The sequence below is a fragment of the Geobacillus sp. G4 genome, from assembly GCF_040327975.1.
Lineage (GTDB): Bacteria > Bacillota > Bacilli > Bacillales > Anoxybacillaceae > Geobacillus > Geobacillus thermoleovorans.
Genome location: NZ_JBEPJY010000017.1, coordinates 1 through 13,729, shown reverse-complemented (window position 1 = coordinate 13,729; position 13,729 = coordinate 1). Strand labels below are relative to the sequence as shown.

The 13,729-nt window shown below is 53.7% G+C and carries 8 protein-coding genes and 1 pseudogene; 7 read left to right on the top strand and 2 right to left on the bottom strand.

The annotated features are described in order from the left end of the window. Positions 1-24: 24 nt before the first annotated feature. Positions 25-1,491: a CoA-acylating methylmalonate-semialdehyde dehydrogenase gene (locus ABS784_RS14655; protein WP_011230922.1), complete on the top strand. Its 1,467-nt coding sequence runs from the start codon at positions 25-27 to the stop codon at positions 1,489-1,491. Positions 1,492-1,520: 29 nt separating this feature from the next. Further along, entirely contained in the window at positions 1,521-2,873 is a 1,353-nt protein-coding gene (locus tag ABS784_RS14650) for an aspartate aminotransferase family protein (RefSeq protein ID WP_352512988.1), read from the top strand. Between the two features lie 222 nt (positions 2,874-3,095). Here the strand turns inward: ABS784_RS14650 and ABS784_RS14645 are convergent, their stop codons facing one another. After that, on the bottom strand, positions 3,096-3,683 hold the full coding sequence (locus ABS784_RS14645; RefSeq protein ID WP_033011094.1) for a Uma2 family endonuclease: 588 nt from the start codon (positions 3,681-3,683) through the stop codon (positions 3,096-3,098). A 193-nt stretch (positions 3,684-3,876) separates the two neighbouring features. Between ABS784_RS14645 and ABS784_RS14640 the strand changes: the two genes are divergently transcribed. Next, positions 3,877-4,863 carry an NADPH:quinone oxidoreductase family protein gene (locus ABS784_RS14640; protein ID WP_352512986.1) on the top strand — a complete coding sequence of 329 codons (987 nt, stop codon included), beginning with the start codon at positions 3,877-3,879 and terminating at the stop codon, positions 4,861-4,863. 301 nt (positions 4,864-5,164) lie between these two features. On the opposite strand, the gene gltC is transcribed toward ABS784_RS14640, so the two are convergent. Continuing rightward, the gene (gltC, locus tag ABS784_RS14635; RefSeq protein ID WP_352512985.1) at positions 5,165-6,076 is read right to left on the bottom strand and encodes a glutamate biosynthesis transcriptional regulator GltC; all 912 of its coding nucleotides are present in this window, start codon (positions 6,074-6,076) and stop codon (positions 5,165-5,167) included. A gap of 125 nt (positions 6,077-6,201) precedes the next feature. On the opposite strand from gltC, the gene gltB reads away from it, so the two are divergent. From gltB to ABS784_RS14615, 4 genes and pseudogenes are all read left to right on the top strand, one after another. Continuing rightward, a complete protein-coding gene (gene gltB, locus ABS784_RS14630; RefSeq protein ID WP_047757825.1) occupies positions 6,202-10,761 on the top strand; it encodes a glutamate synthase large subunit in 4,560 nt (1,519 codons plus the stop codon). A gap of 146 nt (positions 10,762-10,907) precedes the next feature. Beyond that, positions 10,908-12,392, top strand: a complete 1,485-nt coding sequence (locus ABS784_RS14625; protein ID WP_011230928.1) for a glutamate synthase subunit beta — start codon at positions 10,908-10,910, stop codon at positions 12,390-12,392. A 214-nt stretch (positions 12,393-12,606) separates the two neighbouring features. Continuing rightward, complete coding sequence (locus ABS784_RS14620; RefSeq protein ID WP_020278734.1) at positions 12,607-13,191, top strand: phosphatase PAP2 family protein; 585 nt, start codon at positions 12,607-12,609, stop codon at positions 13,189-13,191. Positions 13,192-13,358: 167 nt separating this feature from the next. Further along, positions 13,359-13,729 (top strand): annotated as a pseudogene (locus tag ABS784_RS14615) (hypothetical protein); the annotation flags it as partial.

Here is a 13,729-nt window from a genome sequence, read left to right as displayed (position 1 = left end):
GATAGGAATAAGGAGGAGAATCTGATGTCCATCACCAAACCGGAAACAACGGTTCTCAAAAACTATATCGGCGGACAGTGGGTGGCATCGAGTGGCACAGAAACGCTAGAAGTCCCGAACCCGGCGACTGGGGAAGTGTTGGCGCGTGTTCCGATCTCAACCAAAGAGGATGTCGATCAAGCGGTGCAAGCAGCCAAGAAAGCGTTTGCGACGTGGAAAGATGTCCCTGTTCCCAAACGAGCGCGGATTATGTTTTCATTTCACCATTTGTTAAACCAGCATCATGAGGAATTAGCGGAGCTTGTCGTACAGGAAAATGGCAAAGCGTATAAAGAAGCGTACGGAGAAATTCAACGGGGGATTGAATGCGTGGAGTTTGCGGCCGGCGCTCCGACTTTGCTGATGGGGGAATCGCTGTCGAATATTGCGGAAGAGATTGACTCGGAAATGTTTCGTTATCCGTTGGGAGTTGTGGCAGGGATCACTCCGTTCAACTTCCCCATGATGGTGCCGCTTTGGATGTTCCCGTTGGCGATTGTGTGCGGCAATACGTTTGTATTGAAGCCATCGGAACGGACGCCCATTTTGGCCAATAAGTTAGCAGAACTGTTTACGGAGGCAGGTGCCCCTCCTGGAGTGCTCAATGTCGTTCATGGAGCGCATGAGGTGGTCAACGCCTTGATTGATCATGAGGATATTCGTGCGATTTCATTTGTCGGTTCACAGCCAGTGGCCAAGTATGTGTATGAACGGACAGCAGCGCAAGGCAAACGAGTGCAGGCGTTGTCGGGGGCGAAAAATCATCATATTGTCATGCCAGATGCGGATGTAGAGACGGCCGTACAACATGTGATCAGCTCAGCGTTTGGCAGCGCGGGCCAGCGTTGCATGGCTTGCAGTGCAGTCGTGATTGTCGGGGAAAACGAAACGTTCGTCCGTCGGTTGAAACAAAAAGCGGATGAGTTGATTATTGGGAATGGTATGGATCCGGAAGTGTTATTAACCCCGGTCATTCGGCAGTCTCACCGTGAAAAGGTGCTAGGCTACATTCAGAAGGGGATTGAAGAGGGCGCGGTATTGCTGCGCGATGGGCGAAAGGAAATGGATGATAGACCCGAAGGCAATTTTTTAGGTCCCACGATTTTTGATTATGTCACCCCGGATATGACGATCGCGAAAGAAGAGATCTTCGCACCTGTATTAAGTTTGCTGAGGGCCAATGATTTAGATGAAGCGCTCAGCTATATTCGGAAGTCTCGGTATGGGAACGGGGCGACGATTTATACAAAGGATGCGAAGGCCGTCCGGAAATTCCGTGAAGAGGCCGATGCGGGGATGTTGGGCATTAACGTCGGCGTGCCGGCGACGATGGCGTTTTTCCCGTTCTCTGGCTGGAAAGATTCGTTTTACGGCGATCTTCATGTGAATGGAAAAGATGGCGTGAATTTTTACACGCGCAAAAAGATGATTACTTCCCGGTTTGATTTTTAACCTGTGTTGGGTGAAAGGGGCAGAGAATCATGCAAACTGAACAACCCCACCAACTGTGGCTCGAAAAAGACGACCGATATATCTGGCATTCGATGAAGCCGTATAACCCACAAGCAACGCTGATTGCGACCGAAGCGAAAGGCTGCTGGGTGACGGATGCAGCTGGACGCCAGTATTTGGATGCGATGGCCGGGCTCTGGTGCGTCAACGTCGGCTATGGGCGCGAGGAGCTTGCCGAAGCGGCGTATGAGCAGCTGAAGACGCTGGCGTATTTCCCGCTCACGCAAAGCCACCTGCCGGCCATCGGGCTCGGGGAAAAACTCAACGAACTGTTAGGCGATGAGTATGTGATTTTCTTTTCCAACAGCGGGTCGGAAGCAAACGAAACGGCGTTTAAAATCGCCCGCCAATACCATCAGCAACGCGGGGAGCATCACCGGTACAAAATCATTTCCCGCTACCGGGCGTACCATGGGAATTCGATGGGGGCGCTCTCAGCGACCGGGCAGGCGCAACGGAAATACAAATACGAACCGCTCGCGCCAGGGTTCATCCACGTGCCGCCGCCGGATGTGTACCGCGACCCGGATGCGGCGGATGACCCGCGCCGGTTGCGGGCGGTCAAGGCCATTGATGATGTCATGACGTGGGAGTTGAGTGAAACGATTGCGGCCGTCATTATGGAGCCGATCATCACCGGGGGCGGTGTGCTCATTCCTCCGGACGGGTATATGAAAGCGGTCAAAGAAGTGTGTGAAAAACACGGGGCTTTGCTGATTGTCGATGAAGTCATCTGCGGCTTCGGCCGGACGGGAGCGGCGTTCGGATTTCAACACTACGGCGTCAAGCCGGACATTATCACGATGGCAAAAGGCATTACGAGCGCGTATTTGCCGCTGGCGGCAACGGCGGTGCGAAAAGAGATTTATGAAGCGTTCAAGGGAACGGATGAATACGACTACTTCCGCCATGTCAATACGTTTGGCGGCCACCCGGCTTCGTGCGCGGTGGCGCTGAAAAACATCGAGATTATGGAGGAAGAGCGGCTGTTTGACCGCTCGCGCGAGGCTGGGGAATGGCTGCTTGATGAGCTCAAAACGAACCTAGCCGGCCACCCGTATGTCGGCGATGTGCGCGGCAAAGGGCTGCTTGTCGGCATTGAGCTTGTCGCTGACAAAGCGACGAAAGAGCCGCTCGATGTGTCGCTTGTCAATCAAGTGATCCATCGATGCAAAGAAAACGGCCTCATCATCGGCAAAAACGGAACGACGGTCGCCGGGTACAACAACGTGCTCACCTTGTCGCCGCCGCTTTGCATCACGGATGATGAACTTTCGTTTGTGGTCCGCGTCTTGAGCGGGGCGCTAGCGGCCATTCAATAAGAAGAACAAACGCCAGCTTGGGTCGACAGGCTGGTGTTTTGTTTGCCTTCGTGCAGACATTCGGAAAAACATAGAAGCAGGCCGCTGTCGCTAGGGTTGGACGTTCTCCCGGTTTCGAGATGGGAGATTCTTAGACATCTGCCTTAGGGCAGGCTGCTGGATCATCGATTCCTGTGCGTTTGACGAAAGATCGATCATGAACACTGAATGGTCAGAACCGTTTTAACTCCATCCAAATACATACGTTAGTGGAATAGCTAAGTCCTCAAATTGTGCGGAATGCAGCGTGTCTTGTTGCCCGTATGTGGCATGCCGTTGATAGGCTCCTTCGTGCAAATGGTATACATGAATCATTTTGTTAGCCGTATCGACGATCCAATATTCTGCAATGCCGTAGTGTTGGTACGTGTAAAATTTTTCGTTGTAATCTTTTAAAGCGGTTGAAGGTGACAAAACTTCAACAACTAGCGCAGGCGCCCCGTAACATCCTTTTTGGACAATCTGTTTTTTATTGCAAATCACGGCAATATCGGGTTGGACAATGTCATCAGGGGTTTCATACGTTTCATTTTTGCTAAGGAATACATCAAACGGCGCCATAAAGACGTAACAATGTTGGTTTTGGAAAAAATGGCGCAAAGCAAAATACAATTCTCCGACGGCAAATTGATGTTCCGAAGATGGAGCAGGTGTCATATTATAGGCTTTTCCATTTATCAGTTCCCAGCGGCCTTCCCATGTTTTCCAGTCAGCGTACGTGTAAATTTTGTTCAAGTCAGGGGTATTGCCCACTGTTTCACCTTCTTTCATCTTAAAGATATGTTTGTTTACAGTTTAACATAAAGAAGTCAAGGAAGTGTAGGAAGGACTTTCATGAGACATTTATTCATCACCCGCCTACGCTGACAACCGGAAGCGAGGGTTTTCTTGGTTCAGAAAGGAATCTGGCGTTTGGTTGTCGAATGACATGAGAGAAGAATGCATGAAGAAAGGGAGAGGAATGATGTCCGCATTTCAAGCGTTTGTCGTCAACAAAACCGAAACAGAATTTACCGCCGGCGTGCAGACGATATCCATGGATGATTTGCCGGAAGGAGACGTCGTTGTCCGCGTCCATTATTCAAGCGTCAACTACAAAGATGGATTGGCGTCCATTCCGGACGGCAAAATTGTGAAAACGTATCCGTTCGTGCCGGGAATTGATTTGGCCGGGGTGGTTGTCTCGTCGCAACATCCGCGCTTCCGCGAAGGGGACGAGGTGATCGCGACCGGATATGAAATCGGTGTGACGCATTTCGGGGGCTACAGCGAGTACGCCCGGCTGCACGGCGATTGGCTCGTGCCGCTGCCAAAAGGGTTGACGTTGAAAGAAGCGATGGCGATCGGCACGGCTGGGTTCACGGCGGCATTGTCCATTCACAGGCTTGAGGAGCACGGGCTGACGCCGGAACGCGGACCGGTGCTTGTCACGGGGGCGACGGGCGGCGTCGGGAGTCTGGCCGTGTCGATGCTCGCGAAGCGCGGCTACACGGTGGAAGCGAGCACAGGCAAAGCGGCGGAGCACGATTATTTGCGCGTTTTAGGGGCGAAAGAAGTGTTGACGCGAGAGGACGTCACGGCTGAGCGCATTCGTCCGCTTGATCGGCAGCGCTGGGCAGCGGCAGTCGATCCGGTCGGCGGCCGGACGCTGGCCACGGTGTTAAGCCGCATCCGCTACGGCGGAGCCGTGGCGGTGAGCGGACTGACCGGAGGGGCGGAAGTGCCGACGACGGTCCATCCGTTTATTTTGCGCGGTGTCAGCTTGCTTGGCATCGATTCTGTCTATTGTCCAATGGATGTGCGCCTCCGCATTTGGGAGCGGCTCGCTGGCGACTTAAAGCCGGATTTGGAGCGGATTGCTCAAGAGATTTCGCTCGCTGAATTGCCGCAAGCGCTTAAGCGCATTTTGCGCGGCGAACTGCGCGGCCGGATGGTGGTGCGGCTGGGATGACGTTTGGGACGCGGTCTGCTTGAAGCAACGCCAAAAGCTCGATGCTTCCACATTCCTTCTTGTTTTGTCCTTGACACGAACACTTCCTAAAAGGTCGGTGAAAAACGATCATTTTCGTCAAATGGGTGATTTTTGTTGGAAAAGAAGAGACATTTTTACAAGGTTTCTTAACTTGAGAAGGGATATTGTTGAGCTGATTTTTTCATTAAATCACCAGTCTTCTAAAAGAGTGAAGGGGACGGGGGAGGCAGGCGTGCAGAAGAATAAGAGAAAGACGCAGGAAGCAGCGCCTGCGTCTTTTTTATCCCCGCAATTGATACCGCTCCAGCTCGGAGAAAAAGTCTTTCACAAACCGGTAAAACACTTTCACCGACGGGGCGAGCTCGTGATGGTCGGAGACGATGATGCCGACATTTCGCTTCACTTGCGGCATTTCAATCGGCACTTTGGCGGCGTAGCGAAGCAAGCTTTCCGACAGGGCGCTCTCCGGCAAGAGGGTCACGCCGATGCCGGCGGAGACAAGCCCTTTAATGGCATCGAGATCTTCGCCTTCCGATGAGATGTTGGGCGAAAATCCGGCTTGGTGGCAAGCGTCAATGACGATTTGATGCAAAATGTATCCCTTTGGAAACGTAACAAACGGGTCGTGGCGCAGTTCGTTTAACACGATCCGGTCGCGGCGAGCGAGCGGATGGCTGTTCGGCAGGAGGGCCGCAAACGGTTCAGAAAATAAAATATCCCCTTTGATGCCGATTTCGCGTGCGGGAATTGGTCCAAGAAAGGCCAAGTCAATTTCCCGTTTTTTCACCGCTTCGATTAAATAATAGTACGACCCTTGGCGGAGATGGAACGAGACGTTTGGGTGTTCCGCTTTAAAGGCGGAGATGACCATGGGCATCATGTGGCTTGCCAGGCTTGTCGGAAACCCGATTTTAATCGTCCCGCGCTCCGGGTCTAAATATTCTTCGATTTGTTGCTTTGCATCATCGACCGCCTTCAACACCGCTTCGGCGTGCGGCAAAAAATGACGGCCGATGGGGGTGAGCTTCACGTTCCGCCCTTCCCGTTCAAAAAGCTGCACGCCAAGCTCCGCTTCTAAGTTTGCGATTTGCCGGCTGATCGCCGACTGCGCGACATGGAGGGCATCGGCGGCTTCGGAGACGTGTTCGCGCCGGGCGACTTCCACGAAATATTGCAGCTGCCGCAGCTCCATTTTTCTCCCTCCTTTTGATTGATCGCAAAATGAGATGGATTTTATCTAAATTATATATTGTTTATATTAATTTTGAAAACTACAATGAATATTACAGACAATTCGGAACGGGAGGGGAAGGCAGCATGAAACACTACGGATTACCGGAAGCGCAAGGGTTATATCGCCCGGAATTTGAGCATGATGCATGCGGGATCGGATTTTATGCGCATTTGAAAGGAAAACCGTCGCACGACATTATCAAAAAGGCACTTCATATGCTTCGCCAGCTTGAACACCGCGGCGGACAAGGGAGCGATCCGGAAACGGGCGATGGCGCGGGCATTATGACGCAAATTCCGCATGAGTATTTTCAAGCGGTGTGCGGCGGGATGAACTTGCCGGAAAAAGGGCGCTACGGGGTCGGGATGTTCTTTTTGCCGGAAGAGGAAGCGAAACGGGCGTACTATGAATCGATGTTCAATGAGATCGTCGCTCAAGAAGGGCAACGGCTGCTCGGATGGCGGACAGTTCCAGTTGATCGTGAAAAGCTTGGCAAACTGGCGCGGCAAAGCCAGCCGTTCATCCGCCAAGTGTTTGTCGCGGCAAGTGATGACGTGGCTGATGAGTTGGCGTTTGAACGGAAGCTGTATGTGATCCGCAAACAATTCGAAAAATGTGTGGAAAACAACGAGTGCTATGTAGCGAGCTTCTCGAGCCGGACGATCGTTTATAAAGGGTTGCTTACGCCGGAACAAATCGATGCGTTTTATTTGGATTTGCAAGATGAACGGTTCCGTTCGGCGTTTGCCCTCGTGCACTCGCGCTTCAGCACGAACACGTTCCCGAGCTGGGAGCGGGCCCATCCGAACCGCTATTTGATCCATAACGGCGAGATCAACACGCTGCGCGGCAATGTCAACTGGATGACGGCGCGCGAGAAGCAATTTGTGTCGGAAGCGTTCGGCGCGGATTTGGAAAAAGTCGTGCCGATTTTGGATACGAACGGCAGCGACTCGTCGATTTTGGACAATGCGTTCGAATTTTTCGTTCTTGCTGGCCGGAAGCCGGCCCATGTCGCGATGATGCTCATTCCGGAACCGTGGTTTTGGGATGAGCAGATGGACGGGGCGAAAAAGGCGTTTTACGAGTACCATAGCTGTCTCATGGAGCCGTGGGATGGACCGACGGCGATTTCGTTCACCGACGGCAAGCAAATCGGCGCCATTTTGGACCGGAACGGCTTGCGTCCGGCCCGCTATTACGTCACCAAAGACGACTACATTATTTTTTCATCCGAAGTCGGCGTCATTGATGTCGACCCGAACAACATTTTATATAAGGAACGGCTGAGCCCGGGGAAAATGCTTTTGGTTGACCTCGAGCAAGGGCGCATCATCTCCGACCAGGAAATCAAGGAAGAAATGGCTCATGAAAAGCCATATCGCCAATGGATCAACGAGCAAATGATCACGCTTGGCGATCTGGAAATTCCGGAGGACGTCGAAGCGCCGAAGCAACTCGTCAAACTGCAAAAAGCGTTCGGCTACACGTTTGAAGATGTGGAAAAAACGATTTTGCCGATGGCGGCGGAAGGAAAAGATCCGACCGGCGCTATGGGCATGGACGCGCCGCTTGCCGTGCTGTCGGAGCGGCCGCAAAGTTTGTTCAACTACTTCAAGCAGCTGTTCGCCCAAGTGACAAATCCGCCGATTGATGCGATCCGCGAATATGTCGTCACCTCGACGATGACGCTGCTTGGCAAAGAAGGGAACATTTTGCATCCGGACGCCAAAGCGGCGCGGCGCATCCGCTTGGAAACTCCGCTATTGACGAACGAAGAGCTCGCAGCGTTAAAAGCCAATCCGTACCCGGAATTTGCGTGCGCGGTGCTGCCTACGCTGTTTACTGATGATTTGAAACAGGCGCTTGATGAGCTGTTTGCCAAAGCGGATGAAGCGATCGAAAACGGGGCGGCGCTTCTTGTGCTGTCCGACCGCGGCGTTGATGAAACACATGTCGCCATTCCGGTTTTGTTGGCGACAAGCGGGCTTCACCAGCATCTTGTCCGCAAAGGGACGCGCACGAACGTCAGCCTGCTTGTAGAAAGCGGTGAAGCGCGTGAAGTGCATCATTTTGCGGCGCTCATCGGCTACGGGGCGGACGCCATCAACCCGTACTTGGCGCTGGAGACGATCCGCCAAGCGTCAGAAAACGGCACGATCGCCTTGTCTTACCGTGAAGCGGTGAAAACATATATCAAGGCGGCTGTTGACGGTGTCGTCAAAGTGATGTCGAAAATGGGCATTTCGACGGTGCAAAGCTACCGCGGCGCACAAATTTTTGAGGCCGTCGGCATCGGCAACGATGTCATTGATGAATACTTTACCGGCACGGCATCGCAAATTGGCGGCATCGGGCTTGCGGAAATCGCCAAAGAAGCGAAAATGCGCCATGAGTCCGCATTTGACGCACGGTACGAAGACGATGTGCTGGATACGGGCAGCGAGCTGCAATGGCGCCGCAACGGCGAACATCACGCGTTCAACCCGAAGACGATCCATTTGCTGCAGTGGGCGTGCCGGAAAAACGATTACAACCTCTATAAACAATATTCGAAACTGGCCAATGAAGAACAGTTGACGTTCTTGCGCAATTTGTTCGATTTCGATTCGAGCCGGCAACCGGTGCCGATTGAGGAAGTCGAACCGGTCGAGTCGATCGTCCGCCGCTTTAAAACAGGGGCCATGTCGTTCGGTTCGATCAGCCAGGAAGCCCATGAGGCGCTGGCGATCGCCATGAACCGGATCGGCGGAAAAAGCAACAGCGGCGAGGGCGGCGAAGACCCGGCCCGCTATGTGAAAGATGAAAACGGCGACTGGCGCCGCAGCGCGATCAAACAAGTGGCGTCCGGACGTTTTGGCGTAAAAAGCCATTATTTGGTCAATGCCGATGAATTGCAAATCAAAATGGCCCAAGGAGCAAAACCGGGTGAAGGCGGGCAGCTTCCGGCCAACAAAGTGTATCCGTGGGTCGGCAAAGTGCGCGGCTCAACGCCAGGGGTGGAGCTTATTTCTCCGCCGCCGCACCATGACATTTACTCGATTGAAGATTTGGCCCAACTCATTTATGATTTGAAAAACGCCAACAAAGATGCGCGCATCAGCGTGAAGCTCGTCGCCAAAGCCGGCGTTGGCACGATCGCCGCTGGCGTGGCGAAAGGGAACGCCGATGTCATTGTCATCAGCGGCTATGACGGCGGCACGGGCGCTTCGCCGAAAACGAGTATTAAACATGCCGGCCTGCCGTGGGAGCTTGGTTTGGCGGAAACGCATCAGACGCTCATGCTCAATGGGTTGCGCGACCGCGTCGTTCTAGAAACCGACGGCAAATTGATGACCGGCCGTGACGTTGTGATGGCGGCGCTGTTTGGGGCCGAAGAATTCGGATTTGCGACGGCACCGCTCGTCGTTTTAGGCTGTGTCATGATGCGCGTCTGCCATTTGGATACATGCCCGGTCGGCGTGGCGACGCAAAATCCGGAACTGCGTAAAAAATTCACCGGGAAGCCAGAACATGTCGTCAACTTTATGTACTTTGTCGCTCAAGAAGTGCGGGAAATTATGGCGGAGCTCGGCTTCCGCACGATCGACGAAATGGTCGGCCGCGTCGATGTCTTGAAGGTAAGCGAGCGGGCGAAAGCGCATTGGAAAGCGAAACATCTCGATCTGTCGCGTCTTCTGTACCAAGTCGATGGACCGCGCACTTGCATCAAAGGGCAAAACCATCGTTTGGAAGAGACGCTTGATCATACAGAAATTTTGCCGGCGGTGCAGCCAGCGCTTGAACGGCAGGAGCCGGTCGAACTTCACCTCGCCATCCGCAACGTCCACCGCACGGTCGGGGCGATGACCGGCAGCGAGATTTCGAAACGCTACGGTGAGGAAGGGTTGCCGGATGATACGATCCGCCTCCATTTCACCGGATCGGCCGGGCAAAGTTTTGCGGCGTTTGTGCCGAAAGGGATGACGCTCGAGCTCGTCGGCGACGCGAACGACTACGTCGGCAAAGGGCTTTCCGGCGGCAAAGTGATCGTCCGTCCGCCGCATGAGGCGCCGTTTGCCGCAGCGGACAATGTCATTATCGGCAACGTCGCTTTCTACGGGGCGACGAGCGGCGAGGCGTACATTCGCGGCCGCGCCGGTGAACGGTTCTGTGTGCGCAACAGCGGCGTTCATGCCGTTGTTGAGGGAGTCGGCGATCACGGGTGTGAATATATGACCGGCGGCCGCGTCGTCATCCTCGGTTCGGTTGGCAAAAACTTCGCCGCTGGCATGTCCGGGGGCATCGCTTACGTTCTCGCTGACGAAGACAGCTGGCAGCAAACCGCCAACCTTGAGCTCGTCTCGTTTGAGCGGCTCGAAGACGAGGAAGAAATTCGCGACGTGCGTCGGATGATCGAAAACCATTACCGCTATACGGGAAGCCCGCGGGCGGCGTTAGTGCTCGAAGAGTGGGATGCGTATGTCCGCCGGTTTGTCAAAGTCATTCCACACAACTACAAACTGATGGTGGAAACGATTCAAGCGCTCGAACAATCCGGGTTTTCGTATGATGAAGCTGCCTTGGCGGCGTTTGAAACGGTGGCGAAACGGAAAAAAGCGGCTGCCGTCGGTGTCCATGTGTTGCAAGCGGCCGCGAAATAAGGTCTTCCTTTCGGGCGGCTGTGGCATGGCGGCGCCGCTTTGGCCCCGCGGCCGCGCGGGGCTCGCTTTTTGACTGGCCTAACAGGCGGGAAGGCCGCATCGGGGAGAAGAGAGGACGTGTACGGAAAGAAGGAGGGGGAACCATCGTGGGAAAAGCAACAGGGTTTATGGAATATGCACGCGAGGAGGAAAAAAAGCGCGACCCGCTTTCCCGTCTTGATGATTGGAAAGAATATACACAGCCGTTTTCGGAAGAGGTGCTGGCCCGCCAAGGCGCCCGCTGTATGGACTGTGGCACGCCGTTTTGTCATATGGGATTGGAGCTGAACGGCCTTACCTCGGGGTGTCCGGTGCACAACTTGATCCCAGAATGGAACGATTTGGTGTACCGAGGGCGCTGGAAAGAAGCGCTTGACCGACTTTTAAAGACCAATAATTTCCCGGAATTTACTGGACGCGTCTGTCCGGCGCCATGCGAAGGATCGTGCACGGTGGCCATTTCCGACCCAGCGGTTGCGATTAAAGGAATCGAACGGGCCATTATTGATAAAGGGTTTGCTGAAGGATGGGTGAAACCGCGCATCCCGAAGACGCGCACGGGGAAAAAGGTGGCCATCGTCGGCTCCGGCCCGGCCGGGTTGGCCTGCGCTGACCAACTCAACCAAGCCGGCCATTCGGTGACGGTGTATGAGCGGGCTGACCGCATCGGCGGCTTATTGATGTACGGCATTCCGAATATGAAGTTGGAAAAAGAAGTGGTCGAGCGGCGGGTGCGTCTGCTCGAAGAGGAAGGCATCACGTTTATTACGAACACCGAAGTCGGCAAAGATATTATGGCTGACGAACTTCGTGCTCAGTACGACGCCGTCGTCTTGTGCATCGGTGCGCAAAAGCAGCGCGATTTGGCCATTGAAGGCCGGGAGCTTGAGGGGGTCCATTTTGCGATGGATTATTTGACCGGCGTGACGAAAAGTTTATTGGATTCGAATTTTGCCGACGGCCAGTTTATCGATGCCAAGGGAAAACGTGTCATCGTGATCGGGGGCGGCGACACGGGGGCCGACTGCGTGGCGACTGCGCTGCGCCAAGGCTGCAAAAGCGTCGTCCAGTTTGGCAAACACCCGGCTTTGCCGGACAAGCGCCCAGACAATAACCCTTGGCCGCAATATCCGCTCGTTTTCACGCTTGATTATGCGTATGAGGAAGCGAAGGCGAAATTTGGGGCAGACCCGCGTCAATATTGCATTCAAACGAAAAAAATCGTAGGCGACGAGCACGGCCGCGTGAAAGAGCTGCATACGATTCAAATGGAAAAAATCATTGATGAAAACGGCAAAGCGATCTTTAAAGAAATTCCGGGGACGGAACAAGTATGGCCGTGTGATTTGGTGTTTATCGCCATCGGGTTTGAAGGGCCAGAGCAGCCGTTGTTGAAGCAGTTTGGCGTTGAAACGATCAACAACAAAGTGAAAGCCCCATACGGCAAATATACAACAAACATCGAGGGCGTGTTTGCGGCTGGCGACGCCCGCCGCGGCCAAAGCCTGATCGTTTGGGCGATCCACGAGGGCCGGGGGGCGGCCCGTGAAGTGGACCGGTTCCTGATGGGAGAGACGAAGCTGCCGTCGTAACGGTTGTTTCCTCCTTAAAAAGTGTTGCTTTTTAAGGAGGATTTTTCTTTTGTTCATGTGAAAATATATTAAGTTATAATGAGGAACTTTCAATGTTTCCTTTTGGTTTGATCTCCGTACAAATCGACTTTGATATCCAGTGGTGGGCAACCGACTGATGCGGTTGTGAGGAAGCATCAACAAGGAGTGAGTCAGAGTGAACCGACGATTATGGATGATAGCGGCTGTCGGCGCGGTCTTTTTTTTGGCTGTTTGGGCAAGCGTGGCAGCCGGGGTGACAAAGGCGGCTGACGAAGGTGGGCTGCAGCTGTTTGATTCATGGCAATGGCTCGATCCGTTTACGTTTCTCGGCAATGGGAAAACAATAGGCATCATCAGTGTGATGCTTGTCATTGGTTTATGGTTTTTCCGCCGCGATGTCTATGGAATGGTGTTGGTTGTCGTCGCTGTTGGTGGGGGGTATGGCATCAACGAATGGATCAAGCATGTTGTGGGGCGGGAGCGCCCGCCGCATGCCGAGATCGGGGGGTTCAGTTTTCCGAGCGGCCACGCGATGATCGGGACGATTTACTTGCTGCTTTTAGCGTATTTTTTGGCGCAAACGCGCACCAAGCGTGGAGAACGGGCGGCCATTTACGGCGTGTTTGCGGCGCTGGCGCTCTTAACTGGCTTAAGCCGGTTAAGCTTGCAAGTGCATTATCCGTCTGATGTGCTTGGCGGGTTTGTGCTTGGCGGTGCTTACTTGGCGGCCTGTCTTGCTCTTTATCGGATGTGGATTCATCGAGGCGGCCGTTTGTAGCTGATCATCAAAAAATCATTTTTTGCCCCATGTTGATTTGATGATGAAGCCGATTCATCGGTTTGATTTAGCGTCTGATCTTGTCGAAAAGGAGAAGAAAATCTCTTTTTCTATACTATGACGTTGTGTGGGACAATGATACAATGGGGGAAAGGAGGTGAGAAACGATGAGCCAAGCCGAACTCGTGCAACTAATGGCTGAATTGCTTGACCAAAAGTTGAATCCGATCCACATGCGGCTCGATCGGATCGAAGGCGATGTCCGGGCCCTTCAAGAAGGACAAGCGCGTTTGGAAGGCGAGATCCAAGCGCTGAAAGAAGGACAGGCGCGCTTGGAAGGTGAAGTGCAGTTGTTGCAAGAGGGGCAAGCCCGCTTGGAACAGCGGCTTCACCGGGTGGAAGAGGATGTGCGCACATTAAAAGCGGACATGGACGCGGTCAAAGGTGACGTGCAAACGTTGAAAGCGGACATGGACGCGGTCAAAGGTGACGTGCAAACGTTGAAAGCGGACATGGACGCGGTCAAAGGTGACGTGCA